We start from the raw sequence: 21,396 nt of genomic DNA, 5'->3' as shown, positions 1-21,396 counted from the left end.
GCGGAGCAGGACCTCTACTACCACGACGAGGTCATGCCCGTCATGAGGCGCCTGCGCGCCTCCGTCGACGCCATGGAGAAGGTCTGCGGCCACGACTGGTGGCCCGTGCCCAGCTACAACAGGATGCTGTTCTGGGTCTGAGGGCCCCTTGGCGGCCTGCGCCCGTCAGCGGTTTTCTCGGGTGGATGCCGGGGATGCTCGGCGCCCCCCGGCCAAAGTGTGCGTTGCGAAGGCTAGCTTCTGCGTCTATCCAGGATTCGATTATCAAGTCCCGTCCAAACGTACACGTTGAGACGGGACGCCCCGCTACAGCCCCACGAAGGCCCTCACGCCGATAAGGACGAGGACGATGCCGCCCGTCACCTCGGCGCGCTCTCCCAGGAGGCAGCCGAGTCGCCTCCCGATGACGAGGGTGACGACGCAGCAGGCGAACGTGGTGAGGCCGATGACGCTCACCGCAACGGGCAGGCTCACGACCTGCGCGCGCAGCGAGATGCCCACGGCAAAGGCGTCGATCGCGGTGGCGACGGCTTGGAACGTGAGCTGGGCCAGCGAGAGGTGCCGCACCGAGCCGTCCTCGTTGAGGCCGTTGGGGCACTCGGTTTCGCTGCGCAGCGCCTGCGTCCCCTCTTTGATCATGTTGCCGCCGATGACCAGGAGGATGACGAGCGTCACGACGCCGGAGTACCTCTCGATGAGCTCGGCGGCCATGCCCCCCAGCAGGTAGCCTCCCAGGGGCATGAGCGCCTCAAACGCGCCAAAGAAGAGGGGCATCAGCATAAGCCGCCGCCGGCTCTCGTGGGCGTACGCGAAGGAGTTCGAGACGGTGACGGCGAAGGCGTCGGCAGAGAGCGCCAGGCCAAGAACGACGATGTCAGCAGGACTCATGTCCCTTCCAAGGTCGATATGGTGCCACGGATGCGGCCGCAAGACAGCCAGACCATGGTACCCGAGACGAGCGGACGGCTGGCGCACGCCACCAACAAGCAGAAATCGACTACCCTAGACCTGCCGTCCCTTTGAATCGAGGTCCGCATGCCCGCCATCATCACCCATCACCTCTTTGGGGAGGAGGCCTCCCTCCTCCTGCCCGCCCAGCTCCTCTCCACCGAGGGGGAGAAGCTCGCCTTCCTCCTGGGAAACCAAGGTCCCGACCCCTTCTTCTTCCGAATCAGGGCACTGCCTCCCACGGTCGCCTCCTGCCATGAGCTTGGCAACCGCATGCACGAGGGGCAGGTCTTTGAGGCCTTCTCGAGCCTGCGGGAGGGAGTCGGGCATCTCCGCGCCGCCGACACCTGCGTGGGACGCGCCTTCGTGCTTGGCCTTTTGGCCCACTATCTGCTCGACAGCACCGCCCATCCCTTCGTCTACGCCCAGGAGAACGCCATCTGCGGCGCGGGCGTGGGGCTCGAGGACGCCCACGGGCAGGTCCATGCCCTCATCGAGAGCGACATCGACGTCTGGATGCTCAGGGAGCTGCGCGGACGCGCCGTCGCCGAGGCGACCGCGGCGGGCATGCTCGCCCGAACGAGGCAGATAGGCCAGGTGGCGAGCGCGCTTCTCTCGCAGACGGCGCTCGAGGTCTTTGGCATCGAGCTCAGCGCCAGCGAGTATGCCCGCTGCGTGGATGACTGCGAGTTCGTGTACGCCGCCATCGAGCCGGCGGGCTCGCCCCGCTCTCGCGCGCTCACGGCGCTCGAGCGCGCGGGCAGACGCTTCTCGCTGCTCGACGCCCTGGCGCACGCCCCCGCGAGGGACGACGACTGCCCTGCGGCAAACCTGGCCAGGCGCCCTTGGGCCGACCCTACCACGGGCGAGGTCAGCACCAGGAGCTTTCCCGACCTCTTTCAGGAGGCCCTTGACGCGTGGGGCGGCCTTTCCGAGGCGTACGTGCGAAGTGACGCCGACGCCCTCGGGGCGCGCCTGCGTCAGCGCAACTACAACGGCGAGCTGATGGGCTAGGGCTGCCGGCGTGCTCGGGTCGGCGCACCCGACGCCGCGCTGGCACGGCGGGCGTGTCGGCCACGCCCGAGACCGCACGGCCCCTGCCTGGCGAGGCGCCTTGTGCCTAGCGAGGAGCCTCGCCCGTTGACAGGATGCGCTCAAGAGCGGCCTCGTCGAGCACCGGCACGCCCAGCTGCCGGGCCTTCGTGAGCTTGGAGCCCGCCGCCTCGCCCGCCACCACGAAGCTCGTCCTCTTCGAGACGGACCCTGACACCTTGGCGCCCAGGGCCTTGAGCAGATCGCCTGCCTCCGCACGACTGTGCCTCTCCAGCGCGCCCGTGAGCACGAACGTCAGGCCGGCCAGCGCCTGGGGGCGCTCAGGCCCCCTGCCGAACGACTCGTCCTCAAGGACCACCCCCGCCTGCCGCAGGCGCTCCACGACGGCGACGTTCTTGGGGAGCGAGAAGAACTCGCGCACCGAGGCGGCGATCTTGGGACCGATGCCCTCCACCTGCGAGATGTCATCCTCGCTCGCCGCCATGAGCGCCTGCACGGAGCCAAAGCGCGCCGCGAGCGCCGCGGCGACGTTGGCTCCCACATGGCGGATGCCCAGCCCGAAGAGGACCTTTGCGAGGCCCGCGCGCTTGGACGCCTCGACCTCGGTCATGACCTTGCCGGCGATGGTGGCTCCCACGAGGATGGGGTCGCCCTTGCGATGGTCCTTGGAGCTCGTCTCGTAGCTGCGGCCCGTCTCGACGCCGGCGAGCGTGGGCTCGTCGAGGCGGTCGTAGTAGTCCGCCACGTCCGTGAGAAGCCCCTGCTCGACCATGCGAGAGACGATCTCCTCCCCCAGCCCGTCGATGTCCATGGCAGGACGGCTCCCCCAGTGGATGAGCCGCTCGACGGCCTGGGCGGGACAGTCGATCGACACGCAGCGAACGGCCACCTCGCCCTCCTCGCGCACGACGGGACTCCCGCAGGCGGGACAGGCGTCCGGCATGTCCCACAGGGGCCTGGCCTCATGGGCCCGGGCCTCGTCGCCCTCGACGACGGGACCGACGACCTCGGGAATCACGTCGCCCGCCTTATGGACCACGATGACGTCGCCCTCGCGGACGTCCTTGCGGCGCACCTCGTCGATGTTATGGAGCGTCGCCCGCGCGATCGTGGAGCCGGCGACCACCACCGGGTCAAACTCGGCGACGGGCGTGAGCACGCCGGTGCGACCAACCTGCACGCGAATCTCGCGCAGCACGGTGCGCCTCTCCTCCGGGGGAAACTTGAAGGCGACGGACCAGCGCGGCGCCCGCGCCGTAAAGCCCAGCGCCTGCTGGGCGGCAAAGGAGTCTACCTTGACCACGACGCCGTCGATGTCGTAGTCAAGGTCCTCGCGATGGGCGAGGGCCTGCTCGCAGAAGGCGTGCACCTCGGCGGAGCTTGCCACGCGGCGGGCGTGGGGGTTTACCGAGAAGCCGCACGCGCGCAGCCACGAGAGGAAGTCCCACTGCGTGCGCACGGACAGGGTCGCCTCGTCGGCGACGGCATAGATGAAGGTCCTGAGGTCGCGCAGCCTGGTGATGCCGGCCTCCTTCTGCCTGAGGCTGCCGGCGGCGGCGTTGCGGGGGTTGGCAAAGGGCGGCCGTCCGGCGGCGTCATTCTGCTCGTTGAGTCGGACGAAGCTCGTCTTGGGCATGTAGACCTCGCCGCGGACCTCGACCTCCCAACCCAGGCCGCCGCCTTCGACGGCACCAAGGCCCGCGCGCGCCAGCGCCCGGGGAACGTCCTTGATCGTGAGCGCGTTCGCCGTCACGTTCTCGCCGGTCGTGCCGTCGCCGCGGGTGGCGGCGCGCAGCAGCTGGCCGTCACGATACGTGAGGGCGATGCCCAGGCCGTCGATCTTGAGCTCGCAGGTGTAAGCCACGGGGCGCTCGGCCGTGGCGACCAGGGCCTCGTCCGTGCGCGCGAGCCACTCGTCAAGCTCGCCGAGGTCCATGGCGTCGTCGATGGAGTACATGCGCCTGGCGTGGCGCACGGGCTCGAACTGCGCCGACACGTAGCCGCCCACGCGCTGGGTGTAGCTATCGGGCGAGACGAGCTCGGGGTGCGCCGCCTCGAGGGCCTTGAGCTCCTGGAGGTGACGGTCAAAGTCGGCGTCCGACATCTCGGGGTCGTCAAGGGCGTAGTAGGCGAAGGCGGCGTGGGACAGGATCCGGTTGAGCTCGGCGGCACGGACGGCGGGGGCGGCGTCGCGCCGGGGCGCCGCGGGCGTCCGGACCTCGTCCGTGGACAGGGGGCCGTCCTCCCCGTCACGCAAGGGCAGCTGCGCATCATCTGACATGGAACCCCGCCTTCCGGTTGCCGTCTGGTCACATGGGTCATTATGCCATGGGCTCGCGGCGACGACGGCGTGGTCACGCCTGGCTCATCGATGCCCGACGCGACGGGATGTCGCGCCACGATGACGTTCGACGCCGTGACGCCCGGCAGGATGACGCTCGCCCCAGGGATGACGCCCACGTCTCTCTCTTTGTCTGAAACTCTTTGTCTGAAATATACCGCGTAGGGGTATAGTACTGACGACATGACATACCCTACTTGGGTATATGAACCATTCGATGTGGGAGGCATATCATGGACGCCCAGACCGAGGCCCACCCCGCCTGCGCCGGCCGCGACCACAAGCACACGCCGCGGTCGCAGGAGCTCAAGCGCACGACCGTCAACCGTCTCAACCGGGCCATCGGGCAGCTGGGGGGCGTCAAGGCCATGATCGAGGAGGACCGCTACTGCGGAGACGTCCTCACCCAGCTGGCGGCCGCCAACAGTGCCGTCAGAGCCGTGTCCCGGATGCTGCTCAAGGATCACCTCGAGACCTGCGTGGTCGAGCAGATCCAGGAAGGCAACACCGCGGTCATCGACGAGGTCATGACGCTTCTCAGGAAGTTCGGCGCCTGATGGCGGGCGTGGCGAAGGGAGGTCGCACCATGGCACGCACCGCTCCCGTCAGGGAGACCTTTGACGTCACGGGCATGACCTGCGCCGCCTGCCAGGCGCGCGTGCAGAAGGTCGCCTCTCAGGTCGCGGGCGTCACGAGCGCACGCGTCAACCTGCTCAAAAACTCGATGGACGTGGCGTATGACGGCAGCCCCGCCACCGTCCAGGCCGTCATCGACGCCGTCGGCAAGGCGGGCTACGGAGCCGCGCCGCGCGGGCCCCTCCCGCCCGCGCAGGCGTGCTCGCAGGACGCTCGGCCCTCCCCCGAGGCGGGAGCCTTCGTCGACCCCGCTATCAGCGCCAACAAGGCCACGCGTGCCGGGCTCCGTCAGCTCGTCTGGTCGTCCGTCTTTGCCCTCCCGCTCTTCTACGTCGCCATGGGCCCCATGTTCGGCTGGCCGCTCCCCTTCCGACTGGGAGCCCCGGAGGGGCTGGGAGTGCGCGCCCTCGTCCAGCTCCTGCTGAGCGCCCCCATCCTGCTGGTGAACCACAGGACCTTCTCGCGGGGCTTCTCGTCCCTCCGGCAGGGGGCGCCCAACATGGACTCGCTCATAGCCATAGGATCGTCCGCGAGCTTTGCCTACAGCCTCGTCACCTTGGGGCAGATGCTCTGGGCCTACGGGTCGGGACGGCCCGAGGAGGTCATGGGCCTTATGCGCTTCCTGTACTTTGACTCGGCCGGCATGATCTTGGCCCTCGTCGCCCTGGGCAAGTACTTCGAGGCGCGTGCCAAGGGCAAGACCACGAGCGCCATCAGCGCCCTCATGGACCTTACGCCCAAGACAGCCACCGTGCTCAAGGACGGCAGGGAGACCCAGGTGCGCGCCGAGGATCTCAGGGTGGGTGACCGCGTCGTCGTGCGTGCCGGCGAGTCCATGCCCGCCGACGGCGTCGTCGCGCAGGGCAACGCGTCAGTGGACGAGTCCGCCCTGTCGGGCGAGCCTATACCCGTCGAGAAGGCGCCCGGCAGCCCCGTGACGGCGGCGACCGTCTTGCAGCGCGGCTGGATCGGCGTGGACGTCACCGCCGTCGGCGCGGACACGACCCTGGCCGCCATCATCCGTCTTGTGGACGAGGCCACGAGCTCCAAGGCGCCCATCGAGCGGAGGGCCGACCGCGTCGCCGGCGTCTTCGTGCCCATGGTGCTCGGCCTTGCGGCCCTCACCTTCCTCACGTGGTGCGTCATCGGCGGTCCCGACAGGCTCTCCGCCGCCTTCGAACATGCGGTCGCGGTCCTCGTCATCTCGTGCCCCTGCGCCCTGGGGCTGGCGACGCCCACGGCCATCATGGTGGGCACCGAGCGCGGCGCGCGCTACGGCATTCTCATCAAGAGCGCCGAGGCCCTCGAGGCCGCCGGCTCCCTTGATGCCGTCGTCTTTGACAAGACGGGCACCCTCACGGAGGGCGCGCCGCGCGTCGTCTCGCTTGACGTGGCGCCCAGCGTCACCGAGGACGATCTGCTCCGCCTGGCCGGCGCCCTCGAGCGCAAAAGCGAGCATCCGCTCGCGGAGGCCATCTGTGCCTGCGTGGACGAGCGCGGCGTGCAGGTCTCGGACAATGTCAGCTCCTTTGAGCAGGTCGCGGGCGGGGGCGTCCGCGCCCGGGTGGACGGGGGCGTCGTGGTCGTGGGCAACGAGCGTCTCATGGGCGAGGAGGGCGTCTCGCTGGGAGAGCTTCGTCAGCTGGCACAGCGGGCCGCCGCCCAGGCGCAGACGCCGCTCTTCGTGGCCAAGGACGGGGTCGTCCAGGGCCTCATCTCGGTCGCCGACCGCCTTCGTCCCAGCGCGCGGCCCACGGTGGAGCGCCTGCGTCGTCAGAGGATACGCACCGTTCTGCTGACGGGTGACCAGAGGCGCGCGGCCGAGGTCATCGGACGCGCCGTCGGCGTCGACGAGGTCATTGCCGACGTGCTCCCCGCCGACAAGGAGCGCCACGTTCGTGCGCTTCAGGAGGGTGGCCACCGGGTCGCCATGGTGGGCGACGGCATCAACGACGCCCCCGCCCTCGCCCGGGCGGACGTTGGCATGGCCGTCGGGGCGGGGACCGACATTGCCATCTCCAGCGCCGACATCGTCCTCATGCGCTCCGACCCCGCTGACGTCGCGAGCGCCATCGAGCTCTCCCGAGCCACCCTGCGCGACATTCGTCAGAACCTGTTCTGGGCCCTGCTCTACAACTGCGCGTGCATTCCCGTGGCCATGGGCGTCCTGTCCCCATGGGGCGTCACGGTCAGTCCCATGGTCGGCGCCGCCGCAATGGGGCTCTCGTCCGTGTTCGTGGTGACCAACGCGCTCAGGCTCTTTGGGTGGCACCCCTCGGTGGCCCGCGAGGCGACGCCCCCCGATCTTTCTTCCTCCTTTGCCCACGAAAGCTCACGGCGGGAACCCGCCGCGACCATCAAGAAGGGAACGAGCGACATGACGACCAAGACCATCAACATTGAGGGCATGATGTGCGCACACTGCGCGGCTCACGTGACCGAGGCGCTGGAAGGCCTCAAGGACGTCAGGGACGTCCGCGTGTCCCTCGAAGACGGACAAGCCACGCTCGACGCCGGCCCGCTCGTCTCAAACGAGCGCCTGCAAAAGGCCGTCGAGGCCGCCGGCTACACGGTGACGGGCATCCGCTGAGCGGTCGTGCTCGAAAGCGCGGATGGCACGCGGCGAACCGGGCGCAGCGTCGACCTCGGGACGTCGCGTGCCCGTGCGCTAAGCTGAGGCTGACGGCAGGCGCGAGCGGATGGGGGCACCATGGACGACGCGATGGCGCGAGACGCGCACGGACTCACCGAGGTGGAGTTTCTTGCCGGCTATCGGCCCAAGGACTACCCTCGCCCCTCCCTTACGGCAGACGTCTGCGTGTTCAGGCGCACGCCCCAAGGCGCCACGCACCTGCTCCTCATACGGCGGGGCGGCCATCCCTGCCTGGGCAGGTGGGCCACCCCCGGCGGCTTCTGCAACCCCGACGAGTCCGCCGACCACTGCGCCGCGCGCGAGCTTGCGGAGGAGACGGGCGTCGCGAATCTGGACCTTGAGCCCCTCGCGCTCTACAGCGCGCCCGGTCGGGACCCGCGCGGGTGGGTGGTCTCGTACGCGTTCGTGGCCTGGGTCGATGAGGACGTCACCGTGCGCGCGGGCGACGACGCCGAGCGCGCCGTCTGGTTTGGCCTTGACGCCCGACGCCGGGAAGACGTCGTCACGCTGGCGCTCAGCGCGGGTGACGTGCGGCTCTCCTTGGAGGTTCGCGAGACCCGCGCGCCCCTCACGGGGCGCCGTCGCGCCCAGGTGCTACGGCAGGAGGGACTCGCCTTTGACCACGCGCGCATCGTGGCCGACGCCTGGCTCCTGCTGCGCGACGCCGGTCGCCTCTAGAGGACGGGACCTCACGAGCCCGCCTGCCAAGCGGCACGTGAGGTCAAACGGCACATGAGGCGCACGACCTAGAGCACCTCGACGCCCGCCTCCTCGCAGCGCGTCACGAAGTCAAGAGAGAGTCCCCCGTCCGAGACGACGCAGTCCACATCAGTGATGTCGCAGATGGGAAAGGTGCTGCGCTTGCCCTCCTTCGTCGAGTCGATGAGCACGACCGTCTCGTCCGCCCGTTCCACGCAGCTCGCCTTGAACACGGCCTCGTCACCGGAGCCGCAGGTGAAGCCGCCGCGGTTCTCATAGCTTGTCACGCCCAGAAAGAGCTGGTCAAACGCGAGGGAGCCAAGGTTCTTGACCGCCCGGGCACCCGTGACGCTCATGGACTGCCGGTTGAGCTCGCCTCCCACCACGTAGGTGGTGACCTGGTCGAGGTTGGCGAGCTCCATGGCGACGGTGAGCGAGTTGGTGAACACGAGCAGGCGCTGGTTGGGCAGGGCCGTGGCAAGCGCCGTCGTCGTCGTGCCGGAGTCGATGAAGATCGTGGTGTCCGGGCGGACGAGCTCGATGGCCTTGAGCGCGATGTCGTTCTTCTTTGCGACGTTTCGCGCCTTGCGGTGCGCAAGCAAGTCGTCCGTGCCCACCGCATAGTCCACGGAGCGCGCGCCCCCGTAGACGCGAATGATGCTGCGCTGCTGGTCAAGGACCTTGAGGTCGGTGCGCAAGGTCATCTCGCTCACGTCGGGAAGCTCCTTCTTCAGCTGGGCAAAGACGATGCTTCCCTCGCGGTTCACCAGGTCGACGATCTTATCCCTACGCTCGGCCATGTCCATATGATTTACTCGCTCTCTCATTTTTGAAACAACAGCGTCTCTAGCATACCCGCCCTTGAACGCGCCGTCACATAAAAACGGCGAGCGTGCCGTTCGCACGCTCGCCGCCTGTGTGACCTTGGGAGACCCTGGTTGGCATGCCGTCAGTCAGGGTCCGCTTTGACGCCCTCGACCGTGCCCGCTTTCGCTCCCGTCTACTTTTGCACCCAGTTGTCAAGCAGATAGCGCTCGGCCTTTGGGCTCCACAGCCCCTTGTGGGCGTCAACGATGTCCGCGAGCTCACCGTAGCGGGCGTCCTCCCCCGCCTTGGAGCGCAGGTCGTCCAGGGCTATGAGCGGCATCTCGATGTGCGTGTAGATGAGCTTCTTGCCGCCGGGAATCTTGGGAAGGTTGAGCGTGGTCTCGGGGGCCGCGTCAAGGCCGCCCACGTGCGTGACCATGACGGCGGGGTCAATACGACCTGCCGCCGTGAGCTCGAGAGACTCGATCTCGTCCGCCGTGTTGCCGCCCGTGGTGCCCATCACGTGCTGCGAGCCGTAGTGGACCTCGTAGAAGTTGATAGGCGCCTGGAAGTTCTTGTCGGTGGGGCCGGCAAAGAAGTTGAGGCAGCCGTCACGGCCCAGGATGAGGCTCGACTGGGTGACGACGGCGGCGACGGGAGCGTAGCACAGGACGTCATCGTAGCCCTCCCCGCCCGTGATCTCACGCAGGGTCGCCACGGGGTCGTCCACGACGCCGGTGTTGACAAAGTGCAGCTCGATGCCCTCGTCCCTCAGGACCTCCTCGGGCGGGAAGAGTCGCTCGGCGCGGTCGAGGCGCTCCTGGTTGATGTCGGCCACCACCACGAGGCCCGGCCTGCGGTCGCAGTGCAGCGCATAGGTGAGGGCGCCGAGACCCATGGGGCCGGCCCCCGCGTTGATGCAGAGCCTGCCGCCCTCGCGGATGCCCATGTCGTGGGTGTAGACACCCATGCGGGTGTGATAGGCGGCATGGAACGCGCCGATGGAGCAGCTCATGGGCTCGGCGAGAGACGCCTGGTAGTAGGCCTCGCCCTCGTAGACGAGGAAGCAGTCCGTGGCAAAGACCTCCTGCGGGAGGATGCAGTAGGTGGCATCGCCGCCGCAGAACTCGTAGGAGTAGCCCGGAGAGTCCATGGATCCCTTGTAGTTGAGGGCGGGCTGGATCGTGAACTTCTGGCCCGGCTTGTACGTGTCGGCATACTTGGCGCCCACCTCGACGATGTCGCCGGCAAACTCGTGGCCGGTGATGGCGGGATGCTCGGCCACGTCGGCGTGGACGCGCTTGTGCTCGGGACCCAGGATCGCCATCTTGTACGTTGACATGCAGATGGAGTCCGTCACCACCTTCACGAGCATCTCGTCGTCCTTGATCGGGGGAAGCTCGAACTCGTCGATCCTGATGTCATATGCTGCGTGGAGACGTGCTGCCTTGGCCTTCATGATGCCCCTTTCGTTTACGTGCGTTGACTGGAACGTCCTCGTGCGCCGCAGGGAGGCGCGCGTCACGCTAAAGCTCCTCTACGGTCACCTTGCCGGCCAGGTCGTCCACGAGCGAGCGGGGGGCCGCCTGGGTTCCCGACTGCATGACGTTGGCGGCGCCCGTCGCCACGCCCAGACGCGCGGTCTCCTCGATCGAGAGGCCCGCCTGCTGCGCCACCGCGACGGCCGCCACGACGGAGTCCCCGGCGCCGACGGTCGAGCCCACCGGCACCTTGGGCGCGCGCGCCCTGACGGTGCGCTCGGGCGTCACGAAGAGCGCCCCCTCTCCCCCCAGTGAGACGACGACGCGCCGCGCGCCCTTGTCCATGAGCTCATGTGCCGCGGCCACTATGGAGGCGGTGTCGGGAAGGTCGCAGCCGACGAGGTCCGCGAGCTCATGGTCGTTGGGCTTGATGAGGGCCGGGCCCGCCGCGATGCCCGCCGCGAGGACCTCCCCGTCTGCGTCGAGAAAGGCCTGGGCGCCCGCCTCTGAGATGGCCTGAATCCAGCGGGCGTAGGTGTCGGTGGGCGCACCCTTGGGCAGGCTGCCCGCCAGGACGACGACGTCGCCGGCGTCGAGGTCGGCGAGGAGGAGGTCAAGCAGGGCCTCAAGGTCCTCGGACGTCACCAGGGGGCCCGGTTCGTTAATGTCCGTGTTGGTATGCCTTGCCTTGTCCACCACCTTGAGGTTGGTGCGCGTCTCCCCCTTGGGCGTGACATGGACGAGGTCGATGCCAAGCTGGCCGACCATGTCTGCGATGCGGCTTCCCGTGGAGCCCGCCAGCAGCGCGTAGGCCTTGGAGCTGCCGCCCAGTTCCTTGATGACCTTGGAGACGTTGATGCCCTTGCCGCCGGCGTCGATCCTGACGTCGGAGATGCGGTTGACCGCATCGACGGCGAACCCATCAACCTGGACCGTCTTGTCAAGGGCCGGATTGAGACAAACCGTGCGAATCATGCTAAACCCCCCGATTCCGTGACCGCGCCCAAGGTCCTGCCCCCTGGGCGCTTGCAGCCTAATACGATGACGGGACGTCTGATGAAACACGTAGCTTTTGTTTCAACAGTAACTTCATAGTAATAACGTTAGCTCTCTTGTCAATATAGGCTGATTATTTCGTAAAATAATCGCCTTTACTACCGATTAACCTGTTTTTTCGACCGTTCACCGCTTGCATCTGTACAGTTTTGTTTTGTTGAAACCAAAAAGTATATTGTGCATTCAACAACAGTTATGTTGTGCCGACTGTTTTTTCAACGAGTGTGACAGCAGGTACCCGTAGGAGAGAGGGAAGGGGAACGCAATGGCAACGGCACGAGAGAAGGTGGCACGGTTCGGTAAGTTCTTATCGGGCATGGTCATGCCAAACATCGGCGCCTTCATCGCCTGGGGCTTCTTGACAGCCCTGTTCATCGAGACGGGTTGGATACCCAACGAGCAGCTGGCGACCGTCGTCGGGCCCATGCTCAAGTACTTCATCCCCGTGCTCATCGCCGGCCAGGGCGGCTACGCCGTCGCCGGCAACCGCGGCAGGGTCATCGGCGGCATCGCCGTGTTCGGCGCCATCATGGGCAGCGACTACACCATGCTCATGGGCGCCATGCTCATGGGGCCCTTGGCCGGCCTAATCATCAAGAAGTGGGACGAGTGGGCTGACGGCTGGAAGCCCGAGGGCCTTGAGATGCTCGTCGACAACTTCTCGCTCGGCCTCATCGGCCTTGGCCTCGCCATCATCGGCTTCTTCGGCATCGGCCCCTTCATGGGCGCCATCCTCGTCGTGCTGCAGGCCGGCGTCCAGGCCCTTGTCAACCTTGGCCTGATGCCCCTGCTCGCCATCTTCATCGAGCCCGCCAAGGTGCTCTTCCTCAACAACGCCATCGGTAACGGCATCTTCGTTCCCATCGGCACCGAGCAGGTCAAGTCCGTCGGCGAGTCCATCATGTTCATGCTGGAGTCCAATCCCGGGCCTGGCGTCGGCATGCTTCTTGCCTATGCCGTGCTCTGCCGTGACAAGGACACGAAGCAGTCCGCGCCGGGCGCCATCATCATCCAGTTCCTGGGCGGCATCCACGAGATCTACTTCCCGTACGTGCTCATGAACCCTCGCGTCATCATTGGCCCCATCGCCGGCAACATCGTCGCGATCCTGTTCTCGGTCATCTTTGGGCTCGGCCTCGTCGGTCCCGCCTCGCCCGGCTCCATCATCGCGTTCATCTCCATGTCGCCCAAGAGCCAGGTCCTGCTCATCCTCGTGGACGTCGTCCTCGCCGCCGCGGTCTCCTTCTTCGTGTCGGCACCCTTTGTCCGCAGCTACGTCGCCGTCGGGTCCGACGATGACGTTGACGGCCAGGGGACCATCGACGCAGGGTCCGCCGTTGACCCCACCGCAGGCGCGGCGAGCGCCGTCTCGAAGATCGTCTTTGCCTGCGACGCCGGCATGGGGTCTTCCGCCATGGGCGCGACGCGCTTCTTCCGGCGCGTCAAGGAGATCCGCCCCGACATCAAGGTCGAGCATGCCTCCGTGGACGAGATTCCCTCCGACGCCGACGTCATCGTCTGCCAGAAGATGCTCGCCGAGCGGGCTCGCAAGGCCGCCCCTCAGACCGCGCAGTTCGTCGTCATCGGCAACTTTATGAACGACCCCGCGCTCGACGCCCTGCAGACCCAGCTCACCACCAACGTGCAGATGCAGCACGCCGCCGTCGCGGCCACCAACGCCGCGTCGGCAGCCATCGAGGGCGCCGGCGGAAAGACCGCCTGGAACATCGGCGCCGCTGACGTCTCTCTTGGCAACGTCGCCACCGACAGGGAATCTGCCATCCGCGCCTGCGGGGCGATGCTCGTCAAGCGCGGCTACGTGGACGCGGCCTATGTTGACGCCATGGTCGAGCGCGACCGCGAGGTGAGCGTCTACATCGGCAACGGCGTCGCCATCCCGCACGGCACCAACGAGGCGAAGAGGCACGTCAAGTCCACGGGCGTCGTCGCGATGCAGTTTCCTGAGGGCATTGACTTCAACGGCGAGAAGGCCTACGTGCTCTTTGGCATCGCCGGCAAGGGAGACGAACATCTGCAGGTTCTCGCCAAGATCGCCGATGCGCTGTCCGACGAGACGCGTGCCGACAAGCTCCGCACCGTCACGGACGTGACGTCATTCCTCAAGGTCCTGGGGTAATAAGGCCCTAGGGCAGCAAGGCCCTGGGGTGGCGAAGGCGCAGGGCGTGGTCCTTCCGGGACTGGGCGCCGAACCAGTCCCGGATCGATCTCAGGTCGGTCCCGATCCAGCGAACGTCACGCCGCAAGAAAGCGCCACGCTGCAAGAAAGCGTCGCGCGGCAAGAAAGCACCACGCTGCAAGAAAGCATTACGCTGCAAGAAAGCACCACGCCAGAGCTAATAACTGATGGGCACCCTTGCACTCTGCGGTACCCCATACGGGAGCGGCCAGTGGAAAGACCACGAGCCGCTCCCGTCTTTGCGCTGCTTGCCACGTTGCACTTTTCGGCGCGAAACGGCGCGGCGCAAAATGTCTACCAAGCCCGTCAGCAGTCTGGAGACGACAGCGAAAACCGACCCGAGAACGACTCCGGAGTCAGTCCGGGAAGCGAGCCGGAAATCAACCCGGGGACTGCCCCTTGGCAAGCCGCCCCTTGGCAAGCTGCCTCTGGGCGACGGTCGCTACTCGGCAGGCTGAAGAATACCTCTGAGACCACAATCCAGGAGATTATCAGTGACCAAAACGGGGCTGTCCTGTCACTAATTTTGCGTTTCCCCAGGATTCGCAAAATTAGTGACAGGACGCAGCGCTTCTGGTCATTAAATTCTGAACGCTGATACACCCGGCCCTCTGGGCACCCGGTCCCCTGGGCACCTGGGCACATAACAACCCGGCGTCCGCACCTCTCGTTAGCCAAAACACGACGGACATATCAAAATATCGCTGAAATTGGCCGCATTTTGTAATGTATGTCGTGTTTTGGCTAAGGCGTCCCATACGACCACGCTGAGCTCATCCGTAATGCCTGGAGTATCCTAGGCGCATGAGGCCCGACCAAACGAGGCCCCGGCCCGGGAGATCCCGGCCCAAAATGCCCTAACCCCTGCAACCCCCGGCCGGAAGGCTCCCCCCAGCCGGAAGGCTCCCCCAATCCGAGAGGCACCTATGCAATCCCCCGACAACCCCAGCGCCACGTCGCCCGCCGACGGCCTCCTTCGCAAGATCTTTGGCAGCCACCACAGCGGACAGCGAGGCGGTCTTGACATCCTCAAGTTCATCGGCCCCGGCTTTCTCGTGACCGTGGGCTTCATCGACCCGGGCAACTGGGCCAGCAACATGGCCGCAGGCTCAGCGTTTGGCTACTCCCTGCTCTGGGTGGTTACCCTATCCACCGTCATGCTCATCGTCCTGCAGCACAATGCCGCGCACCTGGGCATCGCCACCGGCCTGTGCATGAGCGAGGCCGCGACGCGCCACCTCCCCCGCTGGGTCTCGCGACCCGTGCTCCTCACGGCCGTGCTCGCGACCCTGGCAACCACCATGGCTGAGGTGCTGGGCGGTGCCATCGCCCTCAACATGCTCGTTGGTCTCGACCTGCGCCTGGGCGCCGTCCTCGTGGGGGCTGCGTCGCTCTCCCTGCTGCTGACCAACTCCTACCAGCACGTCGAGCGCTGGATCATCGGCTTCGTGTCGCTCATCGGCATCTCGTTCCTCATAGAGCTGGCCTTCGTCAAGGTGAGCTGGGTGCCGGCCGCCGCCGGATGGGTGGTCCCCACCCTGCCCGGCGGGTCCATGCCCATCGTCATGAGCGTCCTGGGCGCCGTCGTTATGCCGCACAACCTCTTTTTGCACTCCGAGATCATCCAAAGTCGCCACTTTGAGACCAAGGGGGACGACGCCATCAGGGAGCGCATGGACTACGAGTTCACCGACACCCTGTTCTCCATGATCGTGGGCTGGGCCATCAACTCCGCCATGGTCATCCTTGCCGCCGCCACATTCTTCCAGCACGGCATCCTCGTGGACGACCTCGCCCAGGCGGCGTCGGTGCTTGCTCCCATGGTCGGCCCCGCGGCGAGCCTCATCTTTGCCCTGGCCCTGCTCATGGCGGGACTCAGCTCTTCCGTCACCGCCGGCATGGCGGCGGGCACCATCACGGCAGGCATGTCGGGCGAGCCGTACGACATCCACGACCGTCACTCGTCGCTCGGCGTCATAGCCACCTTCGTGCTGGCGGTTGTCGTCATCTTCTTCGTGCGGGACGCCTTTGAGGGGCTCGTCTGGTCGCAGGCGCTGCTGTCCGTACAGCTGCCCGTCACGATAGTGCTGCTCATCTGGCTCACCTCGTCGCATCGGGTCATGGGACGCTATGCCAACGGACCCTCCCTCAAGCTGGTCCTGTGGGCCATCGCGGCCATCGTCATCGCCCTCAATGTGATGCTGCTGCTCAACGTGTAGGGCGCATCGTGGCGCACCGTCGCACGCGAGCAGCCAAAGGGAGACGAGCCAGCCCCCCAGGCCACACGCGAGCGCGCTAGGCCTCGAGCCCAAACGTGATCCGCCCGTCGTCACAGCATGCCCAGACCTTGCCCCCCAGGGCATCGACGGCGGCCTTCACGACGGCCAGCCCGATGCCGTGCCCTCCCTGATAGGCACGCGACCCGTCCAGCCTGAAGAAGCGTCGGAACAGCTCGGGATGCGAGCCCGGCGCCATGCCCGGCGCCTCGTTCGAGAGCAGAACTCGCGCGCGTCCCTGGCCGGCGGCGCACACGGCAAAGCGTACCTCGGAGCCCTCGGGCGAGTGCTTGAACGCATTGTCCAGAAGGATCGAGACCACCTGGGCGAGCATGCCCGCGTCAGCCCGACAGCGCACGTCAGGCGCGATGTCGCACACGAGGGGCCTTCCGGACGCCAGCGACACCGACTCAAACTCCTCGGCAAGGCTCAGCGAGAGGGCCGAGACGTCCACGTCTTCCAGGGAGAGGGCGCCTGCCCCCTCGTCCGCCTTGGCCAGCGTCAGCAGCTTGTTGGTGAGCTCCTCCAGACGCTGCACCTGATGCTGGATGCTGCGCGTCCAGTCGCTCTCGCCCGACTCGATCTCGATCACGTCCGTCGCCGACCGTATGATCGAGATGGGCGTCCTCAGCTCATGGCTCGCGTCGGTCACGAAACGCCGCTGGCTGGCGCGGGCCTCCTCAAACGGCTTGGTCGCCGAGCGCGCGAACGGCACGATGACGGCGGCAAAGGCGGCCAGGCCCAGGAGCCCCATGATGACGCTGGCTTGCAGGAAGTCATAGAAGTACTTGAGGTCATCCTGGATGTACAGGAAGATGATCATGGTCCCGTCGGCCATGGGGACTCGTCTAAAGCGGTAGCTTCCCATGATGCCGCTTGGCACGTCGGATTTTAGCGCGGCGGAGGCCATGGCGTGCGCGGACGCGTCGTCAACCGACGCGATGCTGCTGAGGTCGCTGTCAAGCTGCTCCCCCTCGGGCGAGAACGTGACGGTGAAGTAGCGGGCGTCATAGGGCATCTCCTGCAGCGCCTCCACGGTGATGTCGGGCACCTCGTCCCCACCGGAGCCCATTATGGTGTAGCCGCGCAGGTCGCCTCCGGCCACCTCGATGAGGTTGAGGACCAAATCCACGTTACGGCACATGTTGTGCCAGCTCATGAGGTTCACGCCAAGCAGCACCAGCGCCAGCACGACTGTCGTCGCGAGCATCGCCACCAGGGTGATGTCCCGACGCATGCGGCGTACGTCGCTCGCCGGACGACCCCTCAACAGGGCTGCGAGCCTACCCGCGCTCACTGCGCACTCCCCTGGCGTCTTTTTTGCCCCGCGACGCGGTCGACGTGGACCCTTCAAGCTCAAGGCGATAGCCCAGGCCACGCTCCGCTGAGATCTTGACCCTCGAGCCGACCTTGCGAACCTTCTTGCGCAGGTTGGAGATGTTCACCCACAGCGCGCTGGACTCCGTGTCAGACAGCAGACCCCAGACGTCACGGCGCAGCTGATCGATGCCTGTCAGCCCGTCTCCGTGGGCAAGGAGCAGGACCATGACCTTCAGCTCGTTGGCCGTCAGGCACACGTGTGCGTCGCCGCACGTCAGCTGGGAGTTCCTCTCGTCAAGCGTCAGGTCGCCAAAGCTCAGTCGAGGCCTGACAGACCCGGGGCTCGTCCGCGTGAGCGCCCGTATGCGCGCCAGCAGCTCCTTGGCCGAGAAGGGTTTCACCAGATAGTCGTTGGCACCGGCGTCCAGGCCGCGGACCCGGTCGTCAATGTCGGCCCGTGCCGTCAGCAGCAGCACGGGCACGTCATCGCCGCGCTGGCGCAGGGTGCGCAACACGGCCAAGCCGTCCGCTTTGGGCATCATGATATCCAGTATGACCAGGTCATAACCCCTGCAGTCAAGCTGGTAGAGGGCATCCTCCCCGTCGAGGGCCACGTCAACCTCATAGCCCGCGTGATCCATGATGGCCGCGAGGGCCTGCGAGAGCTCCCTCTCGTCATCCGCGAGCAGCAGTCGCATCGCGCCTCCCCGCCGTCTTGCTCCACACCGTCGTACTCCCCACTGCCCTGCCCCCGTCACGTTGCTTCCGTTGCCGAAGGTCTCGCTAAAGACATCGTAGCGCGTCGGTCATCGGCGCCTTGGCGCGAGCCAGCGCCAAAGGTTCGCCTTAGGCAGCATCCGTACCGTGGCCCCAACGCGTGAGGGCCCCACGCGCGAGGGTCCCATCACGCCCCCCCCGCTCGGGATAGCCTTTCGCTCGGGGGCAGACGCACGACCCGCCGACGTACCCGCCCGCTCAAGGCGGCCTGAGGCCGCCGCCAAAGGAGGGATCGACATGCCGAGCATGACCATGAAGACTCGTGACGCAGCCGCCGCAACGCCGGCCACGGCCATGGCCACGACCACGACCGCGACTCCCGTCGCCGCGCACGCACCGTGCCCCGGGCTGTGGGGCGGCACGAACACGCTGCTCGAGAGCGTGTGGTGGACGGCCGTGGCACGCCCCGACACGCCGGCGTTTCGCAGCTTTGGGACGCCCGCCATGAGCTACTCCGAGCTCTGGGACCTGTCCGGCGTCATTGCCGACGCCATTGCCGGCGTGCGGGACGACCGCCTGCCCGTGATCGTGCTGGGCGCCAAGTCTGCCACCACCGTCGCGGCGTTTCTCGCCTGCCTGCGGAGCGGCCACGCTTACGTCCCCGTGGACGTGTCCACGCCCGCCAGCCGCATCGAGGATGTCGCCTCGCAGCTGTCCTGCGGAAACGCCGAGGGCCGACTCCCCCTGATGGTGGTCACGGCCCCCGACGCGCCTGCCGTCACGGGAGCCGTCACCGTGGACGTCTCCTCCTGTCGCGTCTCGCCCCGTCTTGAAGACGCGGGCGGGCCGGGCGGCACGGCTGCGGGTCCCTCGGCCCCTCTCCTGTCGGACGCCGAGCGTCTCGGATGGGTCTGGGGCGACGAGACCCAGTACGTCATCTTCACCTCGGGGTCCACCGGAAAGCCCAAGGGCATCGAGGTGTCGGCGGAGGACGTGGGCAACTTTGCCGCGTGGATGGACGCGTTTCCCGTGGTGCGCGAGGGGTCAAAGACCTTTATCGACCAGGCCTGCTACTCCTTTGACCTCTCGGTGTACGAGCTCGTCGGCGCGCTCACGACCGGCGGTTGCCTCTATGCGCTCTCTGTCGATGCGGCACGCGACTACGCCCGGCTCTTTGAGGAGCTTGCCGACTCCGACGCCCACGTGTGGGTGTCCACGCCGCCCTTCGCCGACCTCTGCCTGGCGGACAAGGCGTTCTCACGTGAGCTCCTGCCCCATCTGGGGCTCTTCCTCTTCTGCGGCGACACCCTGCGGCACCGCACCGCAGACGCCCTTCTTCGGCGTTTTTCGGGAGCCCGCGTGGCCAACACCTACGGTCCCACCGAGTCGACCGTCGCCGTCACCTATTGCGAGATTGACGAGCGAACGCTCTCGTCTGACGCCGCGCTGCCCGTTGGCGTCGCTCGTCCCGGCACGGAGCTGCGCGTGCTGCGCACGGACGGTCCCGACGGCCCTCTTGGCGAGCCCTGTGCCACGGGAGAGACGGGAGAGATCGTCATCGTGGGCGACACCGTCGCCAAGGGCTACTTCAACGACTCCGCCAAGACCGCCTTCGCCTTTGGCGAGGCCATGCTTGCCGACGGCCGGCGCGTGCGCAGCTTCCGCACGGGCGACCTCGGCCACCTGGACGAGGACGGCATGCTCCACTACGAGGGACGCATGGGGTCGCTCGTGAAGGTCAACGGGTTTCGCGTGGAGCTTGGCGACGTGGAGAACCACCTGGCCTCCCTCGACGGCATCAAGGTTGCCGTCGTCGTCCCCATCATCAGGAAGGGGCGCGTCTCGCTGCTGCGCGCCTTCGTGGTCCTCGACCACGCGACGCCCCGACAGGCCGACACGCCGCAGGCCATTCGCGAGCGCCTCGGCCGGCGCATCCCGTCATACATGGTGCCGCGCTCCGTGAGGGTCATCGACCACATGCCCCTCACGGCCAACGCCAAGATTGACCGCAAGCTCCTGATGGTGAGCTGAGAGGCGCGCGCCCATGTCGTTCTACATCGACCCCAGCTTCTTCGTCCTGCTCGTGCCCCTCTTTGCGGGCGCGGCCTTCCTCGGCCTGCGCGAGAGGTCCCTCAGGCGCTACGGCTTCGTGACGTCCCTCCTCATGCTGGGCCTACTGTTTGCGCGCACGCCCGCCCAGGCCGCCTATGCCGCCGGCTACCTGGCCCTGGTTGCGGCGACGTCCCAGTGGCTCCTGCGCGACCCCGGCAGCAACCCGCGCTTCCGTGCGAGCCTTGCCGTTGTCATCGCCCCGCTCGTGGTCTGCAAGGTCAGCGGCGTCTTCGGTGCTGACCTCATGGGCTTCGTGGGTATCTCGTATCTCACCTTCAGGGCGGTCCAGGTGCTCGTGGAGACCCACGACGGCCTCGTGGCCTCCCTGAGCGTCCTTGACCACCTGTATTTTCTGACGTTCTTTCCTACCTTCGTCTCGGGGCCCATCGACCGGAGCCGCCGCTTCGTACAAGACGTCAGGCGCATCCTCCCGCGCGACGAGTACGCGGGCCTCTTGGCCAAGGGCATCCTGCTCGTGCTGCTGGGCATGGTCTACAAGATCGTCCTGGCGGCGCTTGCCAAGAGGTACTACATTCCCGTGCCGCTTCTTGCTCCGGCGGGTGACATCTGGTGGCGGCTGCTCATCCAGCTCAAGATATGCGGTGCGTACGGGCTGTATCTCTTCTTTGACTTTGCGGGCTACTCCCTGATGGCCCAAGGCATCAGCTACGTCCTGGGCGTCAGGACGCCCCGTAACTTCAGGGCGCCCTTCCTGGCGACGAGCATGGCTGACTTCTGGAGGCGCTGGCACATCACGCTTTCGTCGTGGCTGCGCGATTTCGTGTTCATGCGCCTGGCGCGCCGTCTCATGAGGCGTCATCGCACGCTGGGCCGCCTGCGCGCCTCGCAGCTCGCGCTGGTCGCCAACATGCTGCTCATGGGGCTGTGGCACGGCATCACGGTAAATTACGTGCTCTACGGCCTGTTCCATGGCGTCATCCTGGCGCTTGAGCGAAGCTGGGAGAAGACGTCCCTGTTCAAGCGCTGTCGTTACCAGGCGTGGTACCGCCTGTGCTCCTGGGCCGTGACCATGATGCTGGTGTTCGTGAGCCTTGCCCTCTTCTCGGGCCAGGTCTCCCTGCTCGTGAGAGGGGCATGAG

15 protein-coding genes are annotated in these 21,396 nt (G+C 66.8%); 8 read left to right on the top strand and 7 right to left on the bottom strand.

Annotated features, from left to right (window positions below):
* Positions 1–306: 306 nt before the first annotated feature.
* Positions 307–888 carry a manganese efflux pump MntP gene (locus HMPREF2826_RS05755; protein ID WP_070640022.1) on the bottom strand — a complete coding sequence of 194 codons (582 nt, stop codon included), beginning with the start codon at positions 886–888 and terminating at the stop codon, positions 307–309.
* A gap of 147 nt (positions 889–1,035) precedes the next feature.
* Here HMPREF2826_RS05755 and HMPREF2826_RS05750 point away from each other — a divergent pair, with 147 nt between their 5' ends.
* On the top strand, positions 1,036–1,962 hold the full coding sequence (locus HMPREF2826_RS05750) for a zinc dependent phospholipase C family protein (protein WP_070640019.1): 927 nt from the start codon (positions 1,036–1,038) through the stop codon (positions 1,960–1,962).
* Between the two features lie 106 nt (positions 1,963–2,068).
* On the opposite strand, the gene ligA is transcribed toward HMPREF2826_RS05750, so the two are convergent.
* Positions 2,069–4,282: an NAD-dependent DNA ligase LigA gene (gene ligA / locus HMPREF2826_RS05745; protein ID WP_083307295.1), complete on the bottom strand. Its 2,214-nt coding sequence runs from the start codon at positions 4,280–4,282 to the stop codon at positions 2,069–2,071.
* Positions 4,283–4,575: 293 nt separating this feature from the next.
* Here ligA and HMPREF2826_RS05740 point away from each other — a divergent pair, with 293 nt between their 5' ends.
* The 3 genes from HMPREF2826_RS05740 to HMPREF2826_RS05730 all read left to right on the top strand — a co-directional run bounded on the left by HMPREF2826_RS05740 (position 4,576) and on the right by HMPREF2826_RS05730 (position 8,309).
* On the top strand, positions 4,576–4,899 hold the full coding sequence (locus HMPREF2826_RS05740; RefSeq protein WP_070640016.1) for a metal-sensing transcriptional repressor: 324 nt from the start codon (positions 4,576–4,578) through the stop codon (positions 4,897–4,899).
* Between the two features lie 29 nt (positions 4,900–4,928).
* Positions 4,929–7,568: a heavy metal translocating P-type ATPase gene (locus HMPREF2826_RS05735; protein WP_148138343.1), complete on the top strand. Its 2,640-nt coding sequence runs from the start codon at positions 4,929–4,931 to the stop codon at positions 7,566–7,568.
* A gap of 120 nt (positions 7,569–7,688) precedes the next feature.
* Positions 7,689–8,309, top strand: a complete 621-nt coding sequence (locus tag HMPREF2826_RS05730; RefSeq protein WP_070640010.1) for an NUDIX domain-containing protein — start codon at positions 7,689–7,691, stop codon at positions 8,307–8,309.
* 68 nt (positions 8,310–8,377) lie between these two features.
* Here HMPREF2826_RS05730 and HMPREF2826_RS05725 read toward each other — a convergent pair whose 3' ends face one another.
* From HMPREF2826_RS05725 to pfkB, 3 genes are all read right to left on the bottom strand, one after another.
* Positions 8,378–9,130 carry a DeoR/GlpR family DNA-binding transcription regulator gene (locus HMPREF2826_RS05725; protein ID WP_070641193.1) on the bottom strand — a complete coding sequence of 251 codons (753 nt, stop codon included), beginning with the start codon at positions 9,128–9,130 and terminating at the stop codon, positions 8,378–8,380.
* A 200-nt stretch (positions 9,131–9,330) separates the two neighbouring features.
* Positions 9,331–10,596, bottom strand: coding sequence for a zinc-binding dehydrogenase (locus tag HMPREF2826_RS05720; RefSeq protein ID WP_070641191.1), 1,266 nt, complete (start codon positions 10,594–10,596; stop codon positions 9,331–9,333).
* Positions 10,597–10,663: 67 nt separating this feature from the next.
* A complete protein-coding gene (gene pfkB / locus HMPREF2826_RS05715) occupies positions 10,664–11,593 on the bottom strand; it encodes a 1-phosphofructokinase (protein WP_070640007.1) in 930 nt (309 codons plus the stop codon).
* 346 nt (positions 11,594–11,939) lie between these two features.
* Between pfkB and HMPREF2826_RS05710 the strand changes: the two genes are divergently transcribed.
* Entirely contained in the window at positions 11,940–13,811 is a 1,872-nt protein-coding gene (locus tag HMPREF2826_RS05710) for a PTS mannitol transporter subunit IICBA (protein WP_070640004.1), read from the top strand.
* Positions 13,812–14,797: 986 nt separating this feature from the next.
* Positions 14,798–16,090, top strand: a complete 1,293-nt coding sequence (locus tag HMPREF2826_RS05705) for an Nramp family divalent metal transporter (protein ID WP_083307294.1) — start codon at positions 14,798–14,800, stop codon at positions 16,088–16,090.
* A gap of 76 nt (positions 16,091–16,166) precedes the next feature.
* On the opposite strand, the gene HMPREF2826_RS05700 is transcribed toward HMPREF2826_RS05705, so the two are convergent.
* Positions 16,167–17,444 carry a sensor histidine kinase gene (locus tag HMPREF2826_RS05700; RefSeq protein WP_148138342.1) on the bottom strand — a complete coding sequence of 426 codons (1,278 nt, stop codon included), beginning with the start codon at positions 17,442–17,444 and terminating at the stop codon, positions 16,167–16,169.
* Positions 17,431–18,165, bottom strand: a complete 735-nt coding sequence (locus HMPREF2826_RS05695; protein ID WP_070639998.1) for a response regulator transcription factor — start codon at positions 18,163–18,165, stop codon at positions 17,431–17,433. Before HMPREF2826_RS05695 ends, HMPREF2826_RS05700 begins: the two co-directional genes overlap by 14 nt.
* 316 nt (positions 18,166–18,481) lie before the next feature.
* On the opposite strand from HMPREF2826_RS05695, the gene HMPREF2826_RS05690 reads away from it, so the two are divergent.
* Positions 18,482–20,215 carry an AMP-binding protein gene (locus tag HMPREF2826_RS05690; RefSeq protein ID WP_246824704.1) on the top strand — a complete coding sequence of 578 codons (1,734 nt, stop codon included), beginning with the start codon at positions 18,482–18,484 and terminating at the stop codon, positions 20,213–20,215.
* Positions 20,216–20,228: 13 nt separating this feature from the next.
* Positions 20,229–21,395 (top strand): D-alanyl-lipoteichoic acid biosynthesis protein DltB, encoded by a 1,167-nt coding sequence (dltB, locus tag HMPREF2826_RS05685; protein WP_070639995.1) that lies wholly within the window; start codon positions 20,229–20,231, stop codon positions 21,393–21,395.
* Position 21,396: the final 1 nt, after the last annotated feature.

This window comes from Olsenella sp. HMSC062G07 (assembly GCF_001811895.1).
Lineage (GTDB): Bacteria > Actinomycetota > Coriobacteriia > Coriobacteriales > Atopobiaceae > Olsenella_F > Olsenella_F massiliensis.
The sequence above is the reverse complement of the archived record's forward strand: the minus strand, read 5'-3'. Positions and strand labels throughout refer to the sequence as shown.